The organism is Mycobacterium toneyamaense (assembly GCF_055384815.1).
The window spans coordinates 2,607,980-2,625,581 of the sequence record NZ_AP040333.1; the positions used below are offsets into that span (position 1 = coordinate 2,607,980).

Below are 17,602 nucleotides of genomic sequence, written 5' to 3' on the forward strand. Positions count from 1 at the left end.
GCCACCTGGATCAGGCGACGACCCAGATCGCTTCCGCCGCCGGGCTGCCCAGGTCGACGGTCGTCGTGTCGTCGTTCACGGCGTCGGCAGCCGTGACCGCCACCGAGATCATCCCGGCGAAGTCGCGCCGGGCCACCACGCGCAGATGTGAATCGAGCGTGATCCCGACGCTGTCGAAGTACCGCAACATTTCGGGGTCGTGATCGGAAATCCGGGCGACCGTGCCGGCGTCGCCGTCCGCGCACGCGGACAGCTGCCGGGCGGGGGGAGTCGGCACCTGGCCGTCGGCCGCGGGGATCGGGTCGCCGTGCGGGTCGCGGGTGGGGAAGCCGAGCTTGGCGTCGATGCGGTCCAGCATCCGGTCCGACACCGCGTGCTCGAGCACCTCGGCTTCGTCGTGCACCTCGTCCCAGCCGTAGCCGAGCTCGCGCACCAGGAACGTCTCCATCAAGCGGTGCCGTCGCACCATGGCCAGCGCCGCGCTGCGGCCGGTGTCGGTGAGCGTCACCGCGCCGTACTTCTCGTGGTGCACCAGGCCCTGATCGGCAAGCTTGCGAATCGACTCGGAGGCCGTCGAGGCCGACACCCCGATGCGTTCTGCCAGCATTTTCGTGCTGACTTTCTCGCGCGACCACTCCTGCGCGGTCCAGATGACCTTGAGGTAGTCCTGGGCAACCGGGGATAGATCCGGCGGGTTGCCACCGTCTTCTGCAGGACTCACAGCACAAAGTTTAGGCAATCGTCACCTCATCCGGGGATCTCACGGTGCCTGCCGCGGCGGCGCGCCGTAGGCTTGCGGTCGTGCAACGCTGGCGTGGGCAGGACGAGATCCCCACGGATTGGGGCCGATGTGTGCTCACCATCGGAGTGTTCGATGGCGTACATCGTGGACATGCAGAACTGATCAGCCATGCGGTGAAGGCCGGCCGGTCTCGCGGCGTACCCACGGTGCTGATGACGTTCGATCCGCATCCGATGGAAGTGGTCCTCCCGGGCAGTCATCCCGCGCAGCTGACGACGCTGACCCGCCGGGCCGAACTGGTCGAGGAACTCGGCGTCGACGTGTTCCTGGTGATGCCCTTCACCACCGACTTCATGAAGCTGACCCCCGAGCGGTACGTGCACGAGCTGCTCGTCGAGCGCCTGCACGTCCTCGAGGTCGTGGTCGGCGAAAACTTCACCTTCGGCAAGAAGGCCGGTGGCAACGTTCCACTGCTCCGCAAGGCCGGCGAGCGCTTCGGCTTCGCGGTCGAGGGCATCTCGCTGGTGGCCGAGCACCACCAGGCCGAGACCGTCACCTTCTCGTCGACCTACATCCGGTCGTGCGTGGACGCCGGTGACATGGCCGCCGCGACCGAGGCCCTGGGCCGCCCGCACCGCGTCGAGGGCGTCGTCGTCCGGGGTGACGGCCGCGGTCGTGGGCTGGGCTTCCCGACCGCCAACGTCGCCCCGCCCATGCACTCGGCGATCCCGGCGGACGGCGTCTACGCCGCGTGGTTCACCGTCCTGGGGCACGGTCCGTCGGTCGGCACCGTGACGCCGGGGGAGCGCTACCAGGCCGCGGTGTCGGTGGGTACCAATCCGACGTTCTCCGGCCGTACCCGCACCGTCGAGGCCTTCGTGCTCGACACCGAGGCAGACCTGTACGGACAGCACGTGGCGGTCGACTTCGTCTCGCGGATCCGCGGCCAGGAGAAGTTCGAGTCGGTGGACGACCTGGTTGTGGCCATGGACCGCGATACGCAGCGGGCTCGCGCGATTCTGGTTCCGCAGTAGCTTCCTGATAAACTGCCCGACGCGCGTGCTGCAGTTCGCGGCGGCCGCGCCCTCGTTGTTCTTCGCGGACCGAATTGATGGAGTTGTTTCGTGGCACTCACTGCCGAGCAGAAAAAAGAGATCCTGGGTCAGTACGGCCTGCATGAGACCGACACCGGTTCGCCGGAGGCTCAGGTCGCCCTGCTGACCAAGCGCATCTCGGACCTGACCGAGCACCTCAAGCAGCACAAGCACGACCACCACAGCCGTCGTGGCCTGCTGCTGCTGGTCGGCCGTCGCCGCCGGCTGCTCAAGTACGTCGCTCAGGTCGACGTCGCGCGGTACCGCTCGCTGATCGAGCGTCTGGGTCTGCGTCGCTGACGCACCACTGATTCACGACCATCGCCAGGTCTGCTCCGGCAGGCCTGGCGATGGCTGTTGGTACGGGTAGTAACATAAAACTGTTTTGGGCCCAGCGCCCAAGACGTCGGAACGTCACACAGCGTCCGCCTGAACCTCGTGGGGCGGTCTTCGGTAGTGGCTGCCGGGGCATGAACCCCGGCCGCTTCGATCGACGGCCGTCAGCAGTAAGCGGGATGGTTTTCGGGTTTTCTGGATGCTCGCGTGTGACGATGCGACAGCAGTAACAAAGAGGAACCAGAAAAAACGGAACCCGCATAGGGCGGGCCCAGAGAGGTTATTGCGACATCCATGTCTGCAGTTGAAATTGAAGAGGGCGTGTTCGAGTCGACCGCCGTCATCGACAACGGGAGCTTCGGCACCCGCACCATCCGCTTCGAGACCGGCCGTCTGGCACGTCAGGCCGCCGGCTCCGTCGTCGCCTACCTGGACGACGAGACCATGCTCCTGTCGGCCACCACGGCCAGCAAGAGCCCCAAGGACCACTTCGACTTCTTCCCCCTGACGGTGGATGTCGAGGAGCGCATGTACGCCGCGGGCCGCATCCCCGGCTCGTTCTTCCGTCGCGAGGGCCGGCCCTCCACCGACGCGATCCTGACCTGCCGCCTGATCGACCGGCCGCTGCGCCCGTCGTTCGTCTCGGGCCTGCGCAACGAAATCCAGGTCGTCGTCACCGTGCTGAGCCTGGACCCCAAGGACCTGTACGACGTCGTGGCCATCAACGCCGCGTCGGCGTCCACCCAGCTGGCCGGTCTGCCGTTCTCCGGTCCGGTCGGTGGCGTCCGCGTCGCGCTGATCGAGGGTCAGTGGGTCGCGTTCCCGACCAACGAGCAGCTCGAGAAGGCTGTCTTCGACATGGTCGTCGCCGGCCGCAAGGTTGAAGGTGACGTCGCGATCATGATGGTCGAGGCCGAGGCCACCGACAACGTGATCGACCTGATCGCCGGTGGCGCCGGCGCCCCCACCGAGGCCGTCGTGGCCGAGGGCCTGGAGGCCGCCAAGCCGTTCATCGCCGCACTGTGCACCGCCCAGGCCGAGCTGGCCGAGGCTGCCGCCAAGGAGACCGGCGAATTCCCGCTGTTCCCCGACTACGCCGACGACGCCTTCCAGGCCGTCGCCGCGGTGGCCACCGACGCGCTGTCGCAGGCGCTGACCATCGCAAGCAAGCAGGAGCGTGAAGAGCGCACCGACGAGATCAAGGTCGAGGTGCTCAGCCGGTTGGCCGAGACCTATGCCGGCCGCGAGAAGGAGATCGGCGCGGCGTTCCGCTCGCTGACCAAGAAGCTGGTTCGCCAGCGCATCCTGACCGACCACTTCCGCATCGACGGCCGTGGCATCACCGACATCCGCGCCCTGAGCGCCGAGGTCGCCGTGATCCCGCGGGCGCACGGCAGCGCGCTGTTCGAGCGCGGCGAGACCCAGATCATGGGTATCACCACGCTGGACATGATCAAGATGGCTCAGCAGATCGACTCGCTCGGTCCCGAGACCACCAAGCGCTACATGCACCACTACAACTTCCCGCCGTACTCGACCGGTGAGACCGGCCGCGTGGGTTCGCCCAAGCGCCGCGAGATCGGCCACGGTGCGCTGGCCGAGCGGGCCCTGATGCCGGTGCTGCCGAGCGTCGAGGAGTTCCCGTACGCCATCCGTCAGGTCTCGGAAGCGTTGGGCTCCAACGGTTCCACCTCGATGGGCTCGGTCTGTGCCTCGACCCTGGCGCTGCTGAACGCCGGTGTGCCGCTGAAGGCCCCGGTTGCCGGTATCGCCATGGGCCTGGTGTCCGACGAGGTCGACGGTGAGACCCGCTACGTCGCCCTGACCGACATCCTGGGCGCCGAGGATGCCTTCGGCGACATGGACTTCAAGGTCGCCGGCACCAAGGACTTCGTCACCGCCCTGCAGCTGGACACCAAGCTGGACGGCATCCCGTCCAAGGTGCTGGCCGGTGCCCTGGCCCAGGCCAAGGACGCGCGTCTGACCATCCTGGACGTCATGGCCGAGGCCATCGACGAGCCGGACGAGATGAGCCCGTACGCGCCGCGCATCACCACCATCAAGGTGCCGGTCGACAAGATCGGTGAGGTGATCGGGCCCAAGGGCAAGGTGATCAACCAGATCACCGAGGAGACCGGTGCGAACATCTCCATCGAGGACGACGGCACCGTGTTCGTCGGCGCCTCGAACGGCGAGGCGGCGCAGGCGGCGATCGACAAGATCAACGCCATCGCCAACCCGCAGCTGCCCAAGATCGGTGAGCGGTTCCTCGGTACCGTGGTGAAGACGACGGACTTCGGTGCGTTCGTCTCGCTGCTGCCGGGCCGTGACGGTCTGGTGCACATCTCCAAGCTCGGCAAGGGCAAGCGCGTCGCGAAGGTCGAGGACGTCGTGAACGTCGGCGACAAGCTGCGCGTGGAGATCGCGGACATCTCCGCGGACAACCGTGGCAAGGGTCAGAAGATCTCGCTGATCCTCGTGGATGAAGAGGGTGCGGCAGCGGCGGATTCGACCGCCGATGCTGCTGCCGAAACGGAGACTGCACCGGCAGATGCCGCGCCTGCAAACTCCTAAATCGACAACGCGCGACGGCCGGGGTTCTGCAGCGACATCGCTGCAGGCCCCGGCCGCCGTGCGCAAGACCAACCTCCCGGGCGGGCTGCGGGTCGTCACCGAACACCTGCCGCACGTGCACTCGGCGTCGGTCGGCGTGTGGGTCAACGTCGGTTCACGCGACGAGGGCCCCAGTGTCGCCGGGGCCGCGCACTTCCTGGAACACCTGCTGTTCAAGTCGACCCCGACGCGTACCGCTGTCGAGATCGCCCAGTCGATGGATGCCGTCGGCGGTGAGCTGAACGCCTTCACCGCGCGCGAGCACACCTGCTACTACGCCCACGTGCTGGACAGCGATCTCGGGCTGGCCATCGACCTGGTATCGGACGTCGTGCTCAACGGCCGTTGTGCCGCAAGCGATGTCGAGCTGGAACGCGACGTGGTGCTCGAAGAGATCGCCATGCGCGACGACGATCCCGAGGACACCCTCGCGGACGTCTTCCTCGGCTCCATGTTCGGCAACCACCCCGTGGGTCGTCCGGTGATCGGCAGCATCGATTCGATCACGTCGATGACCCGCAACCAGCTGCATTCGTTCCACGTCCGCCGGTACACCCCGGACCGGATGGTCGTCGCCGTCGCCGGCAACGTCAACCACGACGAAGTTGTGTCCATGGTGCGCAAGCACTTTCGGCCGCACCTTGTGCGTGGCCGCAAGCCCGTGCCGCCGCGTAAGGGCGCCGGCCGCGTGCCGGGCACCCCGACGCTGCAGTTCGTCAAACGTGACTCCGAGCAGGCCCACATGTACCTGGGTGTGCGTACGCCGGGGCGCAACTGGGAACACCGCTGGGCGCTGTCGGTGCTCAACACCGCGCTCGGTGGCGGGTTGAGTTCGAGGCTGTTCCAGCAGATCCGGGAGAACCGTGGTCTGGCCTACTCGGTGTACTCCACGATCGACACGTTCTCCGATGCCGGTGCGCTGTCGGTGTACTCGGCGTGCCTGCCCGATCGCTTCGACGAAGTGGTCCGCGTGACCACCGACGTGCTGGAAGACGTTGCGCGCGAAGGCATCACCGCCGACGAATTGCGCATCGCCAAGGGCTCGATGCGCGGCGGTCTGGTGCTCGGGCTGGAGGATTCCGGTTCCCGCATGCACCGCATCGGCCGCGCCGAGCTGAACTACGGCAACCACAAGTCGATCTCGGACACGCTCGCGTCGATCGACGCGGTCACCCTCGAAGAGGTCAACGCCGTTGCGCGCGAACTGCTGACGCGGCCTTTCGGTGCCGCGGTACTGGGCCCGCACCGGTCCAAGCGCTCACTGCCGAAGCAGCTGCGCGCCATCGGCTAGGGATTTGTGCACGATTATCCGCGCAGGCCGCGGATTTTCGTGCACAAATCACGTCAGCGGCTGAGGCGAAGCGAGTTGTCGCGGCGCAGCACGAAGAAATACGGCTGTGCTTCGCCGCGGAGATCCATGGCGCCCAGGACGGCGTCGTCGGTCAGCTTGCGGAACACGTCGTTGATGGGCAGCTGGTCGTAAACCATTGTCGCGGTGTCGACTCCGCGGTAGCGCGTGGTGCGCAGCCGAGCCTTGGCCGAGCGGGCCTGCAGTAGCGGGCGTAGCGCGGTGATGGTCTTGGCGACGGGAAGTCGGTGCAGGGGCACCTTGTTCGCCAGTCCGGCGCCGGAGAATGCCAGCACCGGGTTCAGGGGCCACAGCGTTTCGCCGGAGGCGTCCGGGAACAGCAGCGGGTGGACGGTCTCGGCGTCGATGAACTGCTTGCCCCACCAGCCGCTGGCTTCCAGCAGGCCGTCCATCGGATGTCCGGTGGGCACTTCGGCGCCGTGCCAGGTGCCGATCATGAAGTCGGGTTCGATGGCCGGCGCGGCATCGAAGATTTCGAGGGCTTGGGCCGCCGTGGTCGGCGGGGCGGGCAGCAGTTCCTGCAAGAGCATGGCCACGACGATACTTGACACCTGTCAAGAACGGCAGTGCCGGGCGCTGAAAAGTCATCGCCCGGCCAGCGCGACGCTGCGCTGACCGGGCGATGGGTATCAGGTTCGGGGGCTACAGCGCGACGCGGCCGAGCGGAATGTCGAGGTCCGCGGCGACCTGGCTGCACAGCAGCTCGCCGTCGTGCGTCGACAGGCCCTTGGCCAGCGCGGCGTCGTTGCGGCACGCCGCCTGCCAGCCCTGGTCGGCGAGCTTGAGGACGTACGGCAGCGTCGCGTTGGTCAGTGCGTAGGTCGACGTGCGCGGCACGGCGCCGGGCATGTTGGCCACGCAGTAGAAGACCGAGTCGTGCACGGCGAAGGTCGGGTCGTCGTGCGTGGTGGGCTTCGAGTCCTCGAAGCAACCGCCCTGGTCGATCGCGATGTCGACGAGCACGGAACCCGACTTCATGTGCGCCACAGTCGAATTGGTCACGAGCTTCGGTGCCTTGGCGCCGGGGACCAGCACCGCGCCGATCACCAGGTCGGCCTGCTTGACGGCGTCTTCCAGGTCCAGGCTCGAGGAGTACCGGGTGTGGATCCGGCCGTTGAACTCGGCGTCGATCCGACGCAGGGTGTCCAGGTTCAGGTCGAAGACGGTGACCTGCGCGCCCATGCCGCTGGCGATCTGTGCCGCGTGGAAGCCCGCGGTGCCACCGCCGATGACGACGACGTTGGCGGGGGCGACGCCGGGCACGCCGCCCATCAGGACGCCGCGGCCGCCGTGGCTGCGCATCAGGTGGTAGGCGCCGACCTGGGCCGACAGCCGGCCTGCCACCTCGCTCATCGGGGCGAGCAGGGGCAGGCGGCCGTCGGCAGTCTGAACGGTTTCGTAGGCGATCGACGTGGTGCCCGAGGCCAGCAGTGCGTCGGTGCACTCACGCGAGGCGGCCAGGTGGAGGTAGGTGAACAGGGTCTGGCCCTTGCGCATGCGGTGGTACTCGGCCGCGATGGGTTCTTTGACCTTCAGGAGCAGGTCGGCTTCGGCCCAGACCTGGTCCGCGGTGGTGACGATCTGCGCGCCGGCGGCCTTGAAGTCGGTGTCCGCGATCGCGGATCCTTCGCCGGCCCCGGCCTGGATCAGCACCTCATGGCCGTGCTTGATCAGTTCGGCGACGCCGGCCGGGGTGATGGCCACCCGGTACTCGTTGTTCTTGATTTCGGTCGGGATGCCGACGTGCATCTGGGGTTCTCCTCAGGGCGGATCAGGTGGTGTCCTAAGTGTGAATAAACGTCGACTGACCTGCAATATCTGTGATTATAATTCTCAATATGGCGCCTGCTAGTGAACGATCTTCGAATCCGCCGTTCCAGGAAGGGTCCCAGCCGAAGGATGTTCAGCCCGTCGAGCTCGACGACATCGACCGGCAGATCGTGACCGCGCTGCATGCCGACGCACGCATCCCCAACAGCGCGTTGGCGGAGCTGGTCGGCATCGCCGCTTCGACCTGTCACGGCCGGGTCCGCCGGCTACAGCAGCTCGGGGTGATCCGCGGTTTCCACGCCGACATCGATCCGGCGGCCATCGGCCTGGGTCTGCAGGCGATGATCTCGGTGAGCCTGCAATCCGGGGCCCGCGCGCGCATTCGCGACTTCATCGCCCATATGCGGCGGCTGCCGCAGGTGATGGACGTCTACTTCCTGGCCGGCGCCGACGACTTCATCCTGCACGTCGCCGCGCGCGACACCGCGCACCTGCGGGCGTTCGTGGTCGAGCACCTCAACGCCGACGCCGATGTGGCCGGCACCCAGACGTCGCTGATCTTCGAGCACCTGCGCGGCGCGTCACCGCTGTAACCGGTTGCCGCAGTTCAGGATTGGGTGGCAGCCTTGAGTTCGGCGAGTGCCTCGCGGATGTGCTCGGCGAGGCTACGCTCGGCCGGATCGGCGAGCCACTGGTCGAACGCGACCTTGAAAACCGCGATACCGGTCTCGGCGACCAGGCCGGCCGCGGGGTCGGCGACGCCGCGGCGGCGCAGCGCGTCGGCGATGCTCGTCGCCAACGACGCGAGCTTGATGAGTTCGCGCTCCTGCAGGCTGGGGTTGGCGCTGATCACCGTCTGGCGTCGGCGCGCGTGTGGGCGGCGCTCGGCGAAGAAATCCGACACCGATTCCAGTGCCGCGGCGACGGCGTCGAGCGGCGCGGTGGCTGCGGGGGCGTCGTCGATGGCTGTCTCGAGTGCGTCGGCGAGTTCGCGGCCCCGAAACAGCACCTCGCGCTTATCGGTGAAGTGCCGGAAGAACGTGCGTTCCGTGAGGCCGGCGCGAGCGGCGATCTCGGCGACTGTCGTCTCGTCGAAGCCCTGCTCCAGATACAGCTCCAGGGCGGCCTGCTCGAGGCGGCCCTGCGCGTTCGGTTCCCATCGGCCCACGGGCGGATTGTAGGCGATGTCAGTGACTGTCAGCACGACTGATGACAGTGGCTGACATCGGGTGTACGTTTGGTGATGTCATGGACTGACATCACCTGAGGAGTTGAAACCATGCGCATTTTCGTCACCGGCGCCAGCGGGCACATCGGATCCGTGGTCGTCCGCGACCTGCTCGAAGCGGGTCACCACGTCACCGGCCTGGCCAGATCGGACGCCTCGGCCGCCGCCGTTGCCGCCGCGGGCGCGCAGGTGCACCGCGGCAGTCTGGATGACCCGGACGGCCTCGCTGCCGCGGCTGCCGCTTCCGACGGCGTCATCCATCTGGCCTTCAATCACGACTTCGCCAATTACGCCGACTCGCTCCAGTTGGACCTGCGTGCGGTAGAGGCCATGGGAGAGGCTCTGGCAGGCTCGGGCAAGCCGTTCGTGAACACCTCGGGCACGCTCATGCTGGCCTTCGGTGAGCCGGGCCGGCTCGGTACAGAGGACGCCGACGTGGACCGGTCGGCACCGCGGGGCGCATCAGAACGGGCGACGCTCGCGCTGGCCGAACGCGGCGTGCGGTCATCGGTGATCCGGCTCGCCCCGACCGTGCACGGGGACACCGATCACCACGGCTTCATCCCCAGCCTCATCGAATTCGCCCGTGCAGCAGGACGATCCGGATATCAGGGTGACGGCTCTAATCGATGGCCGGCGGTGCACACCGTCGACGCCGCGCGGCTCTACCGGCTGGCCGTGGAGTCGGCGCCCGCCGGTTCGGTTTTGCACGGCGCTGCAGAACAGGGCATCGCCTTCCGCGATATCGCGCAGGCGATCGGTGACGGTCTGGGCGTGCCGGTGCAACAGATTCCGGCGGACGAGGTCCCGGCCCACTTCGGTTTTCTCGCGGGCTTCGCCGCGCTGGACAACCCGACCTCCAGTGAAAAGACGCGGGCCCTGCTCGGCTGGGATCCCGTACGTCCGACCCTGCTCGAAGACCTCAAGGCCGGTCACTATTTCGCGCACCGGGCCGGCTGAGGCAGCGGGCGGCTAGACGCCGACCAGCTCCGGGTGGAACTTGGTCACCAGACGGCGGATGCCGTCACGCCAGTCGACCGACGTGCCGCCGATCAGTTCGTGCATGCGGGTCGTGTCGGTCGGGCCGCCGCGCAGCGCGTTCGGGTCCTCGGCGAAGACCGGCTCGCGGCCGACCAGCTCACCGATGTAGGTACACCATTCCTGCAGGCTGACGGTCTGATCGCCGCACCAGTTCACGGTCGTCGCGGGCACCGATGCCACGTCCAGCAGCTTCGGCAGCGTCGCCAGGATGTCGTCTTCGTGGATCGGGTTGTACTGCGCCGGCCCACCCGGCGGCACCGGGATCGGGATGCTCGCCAGGATCATCTCCATCTGGTAGTACGGCCAGCCGCCGTTGTCGCCGTACGGCACGTTGAACCGGGCGATGGTGGCCGGCAGATCGAGGACCCGCGACATGGTGCGCACGACCGTCTCGCCGGCGATCTTGGAGATCGAATAGGTGGGGAAGAGGTGCTTGTGGTTGTCGCCCAGCGCCGCCGACTCCGAACGCGGCTCGTCGCCGGGCGGGTCGTACACCGCCGCTGACGAGGTGTGCAGGAACGCCTTGGCGTCGCGACAGTGCGCCATGAGCAGACCGACCGACTCCGCATTGGCCGCGAGGTCCTTGTCCCACCGGCCGCTCTTGGCCACCGCGAGGTTGACCACGTAGTCGAAATCGGTTGGCAGGGCACTGAAGTCGCCGACCGCCAGGTTGACCGCCGTGCACCGGACACCGCCCTGCTCCAGGTTCTGCCGGGCCTGCGGGTTGTTGAACCGGGCGACACCCCACACCTCGTTGTCGGCCGCCAGGGCCGTGGCGATCGGGGTGGCCACCTGGCCGGTGACTCCGGTGATGAGGATCTTGGCGCCGCGCATGGGGCTGATAGTAGGGGGCCGCTAGGGTTGACCTCATGCGAGTCGGAGTTCTGGGTGCCAAGGGCAAAGTCGGTGCGACCATCGTCGACGGTGTGGAAGCCGCTGACGATCTGACGTTCACCGTCGGCGTCGACGCCGGTGACGAGCTGAGCCTGTTCACCGACAGCGGCACCGAGGTCGTCGTCGACTTCACGCACCCCGACGTCGTGATGAACAACCTGAAGTTCCTCATCGACAACGGCATTCACGCCGTCGTCGGAACCACGGGCTTCACCGCCGAACGCCTCGACCAGGTTCGCGAGTGGGTGGCCGCCAAGCCCGGAGTCGCGGTGCTGATCGCCCCGAACTTCGCCATCGGCGCGGTGCTGTCCATGCACTTCGCCAAGCTGGCCGCCCCGTTCTTCGAGTCGGCCGAGGTCGTCGAGCTGCACCACCCGCAGAAGGCCGACGCCCCGTCGGGCACCGCCACCCGCACCGCCCAGCTGATCGCCGAGGCGCGAAAAGGCCTGCCGCCCAACCCCGATGCCACCAGCACCGGCCTGGAGGGCGCGCGCGGCGCCGATGTCGACGGCATCCCCGTGCACTCGGTGCGGCTGCGTGGTCTGGTGGCGCACCAGGAGGTGCTGTTCGGCACGCAGGGCGAGACGCTGACGATCCGGCACGACAGCATCGACCGCACGTCGTTCGTGCCCGGAGTGCTGCTCGGTGTCCGTGAGGTCGCCAAGTACCCCGGGCTGACCATCGGCATCGCGAAGCTCATGGGGCTGTGACGGGGCGGTGATGACGAAACCGAGCTCGCAGGTACTCCGCATCCAGCTGGTCGTCGCATTCCTGTGCGCGGCACTGGTGGTCTACTTCGTGATGCTCGGGCGCTCCGGCGTCATCCTGATGCAGTCGGGAGAGGCCGCGGCGATCGGCCTCGGCATCGGTATCTTCGTGCTGCCGCTGATCGGCCTGTGGGCCATGGTTGCCACGCTGCGCGCCGGTTTTGCGCACCAGCGGCTGGCCCGGCTGGCCCACGAGGAGGGCGTCGAGCTCGACGTCAGTGACCTGCCCAAGCGCCCGTCGGGCCGCATCGAACGCGACGCCGCCGACGCACTGTTCGAGTCGGTGCGCGACGAAGTCGAGGCCAGCCCTGACGATTGGCGCGGCTGGTACCGGCTGGCCCGGGCCTACGACTATGCCGGGGACCGGACCCGGGCCCGCGAGACGATCCGCAAGGCCGTCCGGCTGGAGCAGGCATCACGATGAAACTCCTTGTCGTGCACCACACTCCGTCTCCGCACTGCCAGGAGATGTTCGAGGCGGTGCTCGCCGGAGCAACCGATCCCGAGATCGAGGGCGTCGACGTCGTGCGCCGTCCGGCGCTGACGCTGTCGGCCGCCGACGTGCTGGAGGCCGACGGCTATCTGCTCGGCTCGCCGGCGAACCTGGGCTACATGTCGGGTGCCTTGAAGCACGCGTTCGACCAGATCTACTACCCGTGCCTCGATGCGACACGTGGCCGGCCATTCGGTCTGTGGCTGCACGGCAACGAAGGCACCGAAGGCGCCGAGAAGGCCGTCACCTCCATCACCACCGGGCTGGGGTGGGTGAAAGCGGCTGAGTACGTGGTGGTTTCGGGCAAGCCCAGCAAGGCCGACGTGGAGGCCTGCTGGAATCTGGGCGCGACGGTCGCCGCGACGTTGATGGGTTGAGTCAGCTCGTTATCAGTGCCCAGAACCGTTGACCCCGACGTGACGGCGCACCGCACTCGAACAAATGCGCCCTGGGTCCAGGATCAAATCTCAAAACGCCGTATGGTGATTGACGTTTGCGTCGATAGGGAGGGGCCGACATGGGAATCGCGGACCTGGCGTTGGGAGCCGCGCCGCTCGCCGGAGGCGCGCTGCTGGGAGCCGTCGCGGGCAACCTGAAGCCACCGGACGTGCGCGCCGCGATCAAGGCCGACATGGACCTGCTGGACCGGCTGCCGGCCGAGCAGGTCGAGCGTCGCGCCGAGTTGCAGCGCACCATCGACATGCGGATCGACGAGGTGATCGCAGCTGTCGACCGCAGCCGCCAGCTCAAGTCGACCGCGATCGGCTACGCGTTCAACCGCGAGGGCCGGCTGCGCGACATTCTGGTCTTCATCCTGGCGGTGCTGTTCACGATCATCTGGTGGAATCTCAAGCACTCGCGCACGGGCTGGTTGCCGATGTTCATCGCGCTGATCGTCTTCACCGTGCTGTCCGGCTGGTACGCACTGCGCGGCATCGCCCGGGCGTTCTCGTCGGTGCTGCACCGGAACAAGAAGGCCGGGGACGCCGCTCAGTAGTGGTAGGTGTCCGACGGCGCCGACACGTGGTCGGGGTCGTCGCCGAACATCGACGGGTGAATGCCGTAGGCCTTCGCCAGATCGAGGATCTTGTTGGCGCGCGCGATACGCGGCAGGTCCGAGCCGTTGCGGATTTCGCCGCCGTCGCGCTCGAACTCCGCGAAAAACTCCTGCGCCCAAGCGATCTCGTCGAGTGAGGGGGACAGGCCCTCGTTGACCGTGCCGCACTGCTCCGGAGTCAGACAGATCTTGCCGGTCATGCCGAACTCGAGAGACACCGCGGTGGCCTCGCTGAGCTTGCGCGAGCTGGAACCGATGGTCGGACCGTCGATGGCGCCGGGCAGGTGCGCGGCCTTGGCGGCGATGGTGAACCGCGAGCGGGCGTAGGCCAGCGTCGCCGGGTTGTCACCGAAGCCGGTGTCACGCCGGAAGTCACCGATACCGAACGCCAGCCGGAACGTGCCCTTGGCCGACGCGATCTCGGTGATGCGCTCGAGCCCGCGGGCGGTCTCCACCAGCGCGACGATCGGCACGTTGGGCAGCCGCTTGGCGGTCTCGGTGACATGGTCGACGGACTCGACCATCGCCAGCATGATGCCGCCGACGGACGTCTTCGACAGCATCTCCAGGTCGTCGGCCCACCACGGGGTACCGAAGCCGTTGACGCGCACCCAGTCGGTGTTGCCGCCGCCGAGCCAGCGCGCCGCGTTGTCGCGGGCGGAGTCCTTGTCCTTGGGCGCTACCGCGTCCTCGATGTCGATGATGACGATGTCGGCGCTGGAGCGCGTCGCCGGTGAGAACCGGTCGAACTGCGATCCGTTGACCAGCAGCCAGCTGCGCGCGAGTACCGGGTCCAGGCGGGATCCGTGCTCGTTGGCATCAGGTTCGTAGGTGCTGGTCTGGTCGTACACCCGTCAATCGTCCCGCACAGCGGGAGCAGCCCCCGCCCCGGGGGTTACTTCAGTGCCGCGCCGAACACCCGCTGCATCGCATCCCAGTGCCGCTTGGCCGCGGCTTCGTCGTAGGCGCCGACGTTGTCGGGCACCGCGAAGCCGTGTGCGGCGGGGTAGAACTCGACGGTGTGCTCGACGCCGGCGTCGGTGAGCGCGCGGTCCAGAATCTCGCCCTGCTCGGCGGTGAAGGACCCGTCGTTCTCGGCGGCGCCGACGTAGACGACGGCGCTGATCCGGTCGGCGCGCAGGTGCGGGCTGTCGTCGGTGTCGGTGACCAGGCCACCGCCGTGGAACGACATCGCCGCGGCGACGCGGTCGGGCAGCTTGCCGGCGACGACGAACGACGTGCGTCCGCCCATGCAGTAGCCGGTGGTGCCGAACTTGTCGCCCGTGACATCGGGCCGGGCCGCCAGATAGTCGAAGAAGGCGCCGGCGTCGGCGGCCATGACGTCCTGTGTGACGTTGCGCATCATCCCGAACAGCCGCGCCCGCTCGTTCTCGTCGGAGAAGGCGGTGGCCATGTCGAACGGCGCCCACCCGGCCTCGCGGTAGTAGATGTCCGGCACCAGCACCACATAGCCCAGCCCGGCGAGTTGTGCGGCCATGTCGTCGAAGGTCTGCCTGGGGCCGCCCGCGTCGGGGTACATGACGACCGCGGGCCACGGTCCGGTGCCTTCAGGGGTGGCGATGGTGACGGCACAGGTGCCGTCGGCGGTGGTGATGGTGTCCTTGGTCACTGGCATGGCTTGGTCCTCTTCCCGTCGCTTCGCTCGCCCATTACGTTCTACTCCTCGGCCCAGAACGTAAGCTGGCAGTGTGGCTGTGCCGACTCCCTATGAAGACCTGCTGCGCCTCGTGCTGGAACAGGGCACGCCCAAATCTGATCGCACCGGGACCGGCACCCGGAGCCTGTTCGGCCATCAGCTGCGCTACGACCTGGCCGCCGGGTTCCCGCTGCTGACCACCAAGAAGGTGCACACCAAGTCGGTGATCTACGAACTGCTGTGGTTCCTGCGCGGCGACTCGAACGTGCGCTGGCTGCAGGAGCGCGGCGTCACCATCTGGGACGAATGGGCTTCGGAGACAGGCGAACTCGGGCCGGTGTACGGCGTCCAGTGGCGGTCGTGGCCGACGCCGTCCGGCGAGCACGTCGACCAGATCAGCGCGGCGCTCGAGATGCTCAAGACCAACCCGGACAGCCGGCGCAACATCGTCTCGGCGTGGAACGTCGGCGAGATCGCCCAGATGGCGCTGCCGCCGTGCCACGCGCTGTTCCAGTTCTACGTCGCCGACGGCAAGCTGAGCTGCCAGCTGTACCAGCGCAGCGCCGACCTGTTTCTCGGCGTGCCGTTCAACATCGCCTCCTACGCGCTGCTGACGCACATGATGGCCGCCCAGGCGGGCCTCGAGGTGGGCGACTTCGTGTGGACCGGCGGCGACTGCCACATCTACGACAACCACGTCGAGCAGGTGCGGCTGCAGCTGTCCCGCGAGCCCCGGCCGTACCCGGAACTTGTTCTCGCGCCGCGTGATTCGATCTTCGATTACCAGTACGAGGACATCGCGATCGTCAACTACGACCCGCACCCGGCCATCAAGGCACCCGTTGCGGTCTGATGCCGTGAAGCTGATCTGGGCCCAGGCCAACGGCGGCGTCATCGGCCGCGACAACGAGATTCCGTGGCAGCTGCCCGAGGACATGGCGCGTTTCAAGGAGCTGACGCTGGGCTCCACGGTGGTGATGGGCCGGCTCACCTGGGAGTCGCTGCCTGAACGCTTCCGGCCGCTACCGGGCCGCCGCAACGTCGTGGTCAGCCGCGACGCCGGTTATGTCGCCGAGGGCGCCGAGGTGGTCACGGCGCTGCCCGCCGAGGTCGACGGCTGGGTGATGGGCGGGGCGCAACTGTACGCGCTGGCGCTGCCGTCGGCGACGCTGTGCGAGGTCACCGAGATCGATGTCGACGTGCCGGACGGTGACGCATTCGCGCCGACGTTGGACGACTCCTGGACCGTCACGCACGGCGAGTGGCAGACCAGCAGAACCGGCCTGCGCTACCGGTTCTGCACCTATCGGCGGTAGCCGGCGAGCCGCCGGACGTCGTCGTCAGGATCGTGGGCGGCCAGGTCGGCGATCCGGGCGCTCAGTGCCGCGACGTCGTCGGGGTCCAGACCTTCGGGTCCCATGGGCCCGATCAGTTCACCGAGAACGACGACGGCGTGCCGGCGGATCACCGGCTCGGCGTGGTCGAGTCCCCGCCGGGCGCCGGGAAGGTCGGCGGCATCCAGCGTGCAGTAGCCCTGACCAGGCGCCAGTTCCTGCGCGATCAGTGCTGCGATGGCCGGGTCGGCCAGTCCCGCGGCCAGGAGTGCGTAGTCGAGCGGCCGATGGCTGCGGCCGTGATCGCGGAACGACCGATACGGCGCCGTGACGGCGGCCGCGCGGCTGGCCGCGGGCAGGTCGCTCTCCAGCACCTGCGGGCCGCAGTCCAGCCGCCCCAACGCGGTGGCCGCCCAGTCGTGGCCGGGGCCCGGCAGGGGCACCGCCGCCCACAGCGCGTCGATGACGTCAGCCGATGCGATATCGAGGTCGGCCAACAGCTTGGCGCCGAGCCAGGCGGTATCCCGACGTTCGAGGGCCGCGACGGCGACCGGCACCGCGGCGGCGCCGAGATCGAGCAGCAGGGTCCGCGCGCGTTCCTGACCCAGGTCGCCCGGCGGTCCGGGCACCAGCCCGGCAGCAGCCGCGAGCGCCGCGACCCGCTGTTCGACCGGCAACGCCAGCACCGCCTGCTCGGCTTCGTCGGCCGCGAGGTACTCGGGGAAGTGTCGCCGCAATTCGTCGGGCGTCAATGAGCGCACCAGCAGGTCGCCGTCCTCGTCATCGAGGTAGACGACGACGTCGGCCGGCAGGGTGCCGTCGGCGACCAGCACCGCTCGCACGCCGGCGGCGATGGTCAGCATCGCCTGCGCGAACCGCTCCCAGGCCTGGTCCCACTGTGCGCGCGGCAAACCCGACACCGCCTCGATCAACCGGTCACCCCAGTCGCCGGCGCTGTCGCTCCACTCGTAGTCCTGGTGCTCCCAGTCCGGCGGGCTGAACCGGCAGGACGGCTCCGGCACCGACTCCTCGGTGCCCAGCGCCAGATTGGGCAGGTAGATGACGCCCGTGGTCTCGGCGTAGAACTCGCTGAATGCCACCGCGTACGGCTGTTGTCCGGACGCCGCGCCGACCAGCGCCCGGACGGCCGTCACCGCCGCAGCGGTCAGGTCGGTTTCGAATCCCGCCCAGTCGAACTGCACCGGTG

Annotated in this window: 20 protein-coding genes; 12 read left to right on the plus strand and 8 right to left on the minus strand. The window is 68.1% G+C overall.

The annotated features are described in order from the left end of the window. Nucleotides 1-10 precede the first annotated feature (10 nt). Complete coding sequence (gene mntR, locus ACZ5IQ_RS12585) at nucleotides 11-721, minus strand: metal-dependent transcriptional regulator (protein ID WP_212811769.1); 711 nt, start codon at nucleotides 719-721, stop codon at nucleotides 11-13. 80 nt (nucleotides 722-801) lie between these two features. Between mntR and ACZ5IQ_RS12590 the strand changes: the two genes are divergently transcribed. The 4 genes from ACZ5IQ_RS12590 to ACZ5IQ_RS12605 all read left to right on the plus strand — a co-directional run bounded on the left by ACZ5IQ_RS12590 (nucleotide 802) and on the right by ACZ5IQ_RS12605 (nucleotide 6,076). Then, nucleotides 802-1,776, plus strand: a complete 975-nt coding sequence (locus ACZ5IQ_RS12590; RefSeq protein WP_212811768.1) for a bifunctional riboflavin kinase/FAD synthetase — start codon at nucleotides 802-804, stop codon at nucleotides 1,774-1,776. Nucleotides 1,777-1,866: 90 nt separating this feature from the next. After that, nucleotides 1,867-2,136, plus strand: a complete 270-nt coding sequence (gene rpsO, locus ACZ5IQ_RS12595; protein ID WP_020101924.1) for a 30S ribosomal protein S15 — start codon at nucleotides 1,867-1,869, stop codon at nucleotides 2,134-2,136. Nucleotides 2,137-2,466: 330 nt separating this feature from the next. Continuing rightward, nucleotides 2,467-4,746: a polyribonucleotide nucleotidyltransferase gene (locus ACZ5IQ_RS12600; RefSeq protein WP_212811767.1), complete on the plus strand. Its 2,280-nt coding sequence runs from the start codon at nucleotides 2,467-2,469 to the stop codon at nucleotides 4,744-4,746. Then, the gene (locus ACZ5IQ_RS12605) at nucleotides 4,724-6,076 is read left to right on the plus strand and encodes a M16 family metallopeptidase (RefSeq protein ID WP_318984342.1); all 1,353 of its coding nucleotides are present in this window, start codon (nucleotides 4,724-4,726) and stop codon (nucleotides 6,074-6,076) included. Before ACZ5IQ_RS12600 ends, ACZ5IQ_RS12605 begins: the two co-directional genes overlap by 23 nt. Before the next feature lie 53 nt (nucleotides 6,077-6,129). Here the strand turns inward: ACZ5IQ_RS12605 and ACZ5IQ_RS12610 are convergent, their stop codons facing one another. Further along, nucleotides 6,130-6,684 carry a DUF4334 domain-containing protein gene (locus ACZ5IQ_RS12610; RefSeq protein WP_318984343.1) on the minus strand — a complete coding sequence of 185 codons (555 nt, stop codon included), beginning with the start codon at nucleotides 6,682-6,684 and terminating at the stop codon, nucleotides 6,130-6,132. A gap of 112 nt (nucleotides 6,685-6,796) precedes the next feature. After that, nucleotides 6,797-7,903 carry an alanine dehydrogenase gene (ald, locus tag ACZ5IQ_RS12615; protein WP_318984344.1) on the minus strand — a complete coding sequence of 369 codons (1,107 nt, stop codon included), beginning with the start codon at nucleotides 7,901-7,903 and terminating at the stop codon, nucleotides 6,797-6,799. A gap of 89 nt (nucleotides 7,904-7,992) precedes the next feature. On the opposite strand from ald, the gene aldR reads away from it, so the two are divergent. Then, nucleotides 7,993-8,517: an HTH-type transcriptional regulator AldR gene (aldR, locus tag ACZ5IQ_RS12620; protein ID WP_318984345.1), complete on the plus strand. Its 525-nt coding sequence runs from the start codon at nucleotides 7,993-7,995 to the stop codon at nucleotides 8,515-8,517. A 14-nt stretch (nucleotides 8,518-8,531) separates the two neighbouring features. Here the strand turns inward: aldR and ACZ5IQ_RS12625 are convergent, their stop codons facing one another. After that, a complete protein-coding gene (locus tag ACZ5IQ_RS12625; protein WP_318984346.1) occupies nucleotides 8,532-9,092 on the minus strand; it encodes a TetR family transcriptional regulator in 561 nt (186 codons plus the stop codon). A gap of 111 nt (nucleotides 9,093-9,203) precedes the next feature. Between ACZ5IQ_RS12625 and ACZ5IQ_RS12630 the strand changes: the two genes are divergently transcribed. Next, nucleotides 9,204-10,112, plus strand: coding sequence for an SDR family oxidoreductase (locus ACZ5IQ_RS12630; protein WP_318984347.1), 909 nt, complete (start codon nucleotides 9,204-9,206; stop codon nucleotides 10,110-10,112). 12 nt (nucleotides 10,113-10,124) lie between these two features. Here the strand turns inward: ACZ5IQ_RS12630 and ACZ5IQ_RS12635 are convergent, their stop codons facing one another. Beyond that, nucleotides 10,125-11,027, minus strand: coding sequence for an NAD-dependent epimerase/dehydratase family protein (locus ACZ5IQ_RS12635; protein ID WP_318984348.1), 903 nt, complete (start codon nucleotides 11,025-11,027; stop codon nucleotides 10,125-10,127). 35 nt (nucleotides 11,028-11,062) lie between these two features. Between ACZ5IQ_RS12635 and dapB the strand changes: the two genes are divergently transcribed. The 4 genes from dapB (at nucleotide 11,063) to ACZ5IQ_RS12655 (ending at nucleotide 13,344) form a co-directional block, all read left to right on the plus strand. Further along, a complete protein-coding gene (gene dapB / locus ACZ5IQ_RS12640; RefSeq protein ID WP_318984349.1) occupies nucleotides 11,063-11,797 on the plus strand; it encodes a 4-hydroxy-tetrahydrodipicolinate reductase in 735 nt (244 codons plus the stop codon). Between the two features lie 10 nt (nucleotides 11,798-11,807). Then, entirely contained in the window at nucleotides 11,808-12,278 is a 471-nt protein-coding gene (locus ACZ5IQ_RS12645; RefSeq protein ID WP_318984350.1) for a tetratricopeptide repeat protein, read from the plus strand. Then, a complete protein-coding gene (locus ACZ5IQ_RS12650; RefSeq protein ID WP_318984351.1) occupies nucleotides 12,275-12,724 on the plus strand; it encodes a flavodoxin family protein in 450 nt (149 codons plus the stop codon). The genes ACZ5IQ_RS12645 and ACZ5IQ_RS12650 overlap by 4 nt, the downstream gene beginning before the upstream one ends. Before the next feature lie 140 nt (nucleotides 12,725-12,864). Further along, nucleotides 12,865-13,344 (plus strand): hypothetical protein, encoded by a 480-nt coding sequence (locus tag ACZ5IQ_RS12655; protein ID WP_318984352.1) that lies wholly within the window; start codon nucleotides 12,865-12,867, stop codon nucleotides 13,342-13,344. Here the strand turns inward: ACZ5IQ_RS12655 and ACZ5IQ_RS12660 are convergent. Both ACZ5IQ_RS12660 and ACZ5IQ_RS12665 read right to left on the minus strand, forming a co-directional pair. Continuing rightward, a complete protein-coding gene (locus ACZ5IQ_RS12660) occupies nucleotides 13,338-14,255 on the minus strand; it encodes an HpcH/HpaI aldolase/citrate lyase family protein (protein ID WP_318984353.1) in 918 nt (305 codons plus the stop codon). The two genes, ACZ5IQ_RS12655 and ACZ5IQ_RS12660, sit on opposite strands and share 7 nt — an antisense overlap. Before the next feature lie 44 nt (nucleotides 14,256-14,299). Further along, nucleotides 14,300-15,040 carry a dienelactone hydrolase family protein gene (locus ACZ5IQ_RS12665; protein WP_464481324.1) on the minus strand — a complete coding sequence of 247 codons (741 nt, stop codon included), beginning with the start codon at nucleotides 15,038-15,040 and terminating at the stop codon, nucleotides 14,300-14,302. 73 nt (nucleotides 15,041-15,113) lie between these two features. On the opposite strand from ACZ5IQ_RS12665, the gene ACZ5IQ_RS12670 reads away from it, so the two are divergent. Together ACZ5IQ_RS12670 and ACZ5IQ_RS12675 are read left to right on the plus strand one after the other, a co-directional pair. Then, nucleotides 15,114-15,914, plus strand: a complete 801-nt coding sequence (locus ACZ5IQ_RS12670) for a thymidylate synthase (RefSeq protein WP_346415527.1) — start codon at nucleotides 15,114-15,116, stop codon at nucleotides 15,912-15,914. Between the two features lie 4 nt (nucleotides 15,915-15,918). Next, nucleotides 15,919-16,377 carry a dihydrofolate reductase gene (locus tag ACZ5IQ_RS12675; protein ID WP_406774955.1) on the plus strand — a complete coding sequence of 153 codons (459 nt, stop codon included), beginning with the start codon at nucleotides 15,919-15,921 and terminating at the stop codon, nucleotides 16,375-16,377. On the opposite strand, the gene ACZ5IQ_RS12680 is transcribed toward ACZ5IQ_RS12675, so the two are convergent. Next, complete coding sequence (locus ACZ5IQ_RS12680; RefSeq protein ID WP_464481325.1) at nucleotides 16,365-17,597, minus strand: hypothetical protein; 1,233 nt, start codon at nucleotides 17,595-17,597, stop codon at nucleotides 16,365-16,367. The two genes, ACZ5IQ_RS12675 and ACZ5IQ_RS12680, sit on opposite strands and share 13 nt — an antisense overlap. Nucleotides 17,598-17,602: the final 5 nt, after the last annotated feature.

Bases quoted from the DNA above. Each gene is read 5' to 3' on its own strand.
- aldR (WP_318984345.1), top strand. From the start codon at position 7,993: ATGGCGCCTGCTAGTGAACGATCTTCGAATCCGCCGTTCCAGGAAGGG.
- ACZ5IQ_RS12630 (WP_318984347.1), top strand. From the start codon at position 9,204: ATGCGCATTTTCGTCACCGGCGCCAGCGGGCACATCGGATCCGTGGTC.
- ACZ5IQ_RS12655 (WP_318984352.1), top strand. From the start codon at position 12,865: ATGGGAATCGCGGACCTGGCGTTGGGAGCCGCGCCGCTCGCCGGAGGC.
- ald (WP_318984344.1), bottom strand. From the start codon at position 7,903: ATGCACGTCGGCATCCCGACCGAAATCAAGAACAACGAGTACCGGGTG.
- ACZ5IQ_RS12600 (WP_212811767.1), top strand. From the start codon at position 2,467: ATGTCTGCAGTTGAAATTGAAGAGGGCGTGTTCGAGTCGACCGCCGTC.
- ACZ5IQ_RS12650 (WP_318984351.1), top strand. From the start codon at position 12,275: ATGAAACTCCTTGTCGTGCACCACACTCCGTCTCCGCACTGCCAGGAG.
- dapB (WP_318984349.1), top strand. From the start codon at position 11,063: ATGCGAGTCGGAGTTCTGGGTGCCAAGGGCAAAGTCGGTGCGACCATC.
- ACZ5IQ_RS12610 (WP_318984343.1), bottom strand. From the start codon at position 6,684: ATGCTCTTGCAGGAACTGCTGCCCGCCCCGCCGACCACGGCGGCCCAA.
- ACZ5IQ_RS12635 (WP_318984348.1), bottom strand. From the start codon at position 11,027: ATGCGCGGCGCCAAGATCCTCATCACCGGAGTCACCGGCCAGGTGGCC.
- ACZ5IQ_RS12665 (WP_464481324.1), bottom strand. From the start codon at position 15,040: ATGCCAGTGACCAAGGACACCATCACCACCGCCGACGGCACCTGTGCC.
- ACZ5IQ_RS12645 (WP_318984350.1), top strand. From the start codon at position 11,808: ATGACGAAACCGAGCTCGCAGGTACTCCGCATCCAGCTGGTCGTCGCA.
- ACZ5IQ_RS12605 (WP_318984342.1), top strand. From the start codon at position 4,724: ATGCCGCGCCTGCAAACTCCTAAATCGACAACGCGCGACGGCCGGGGT.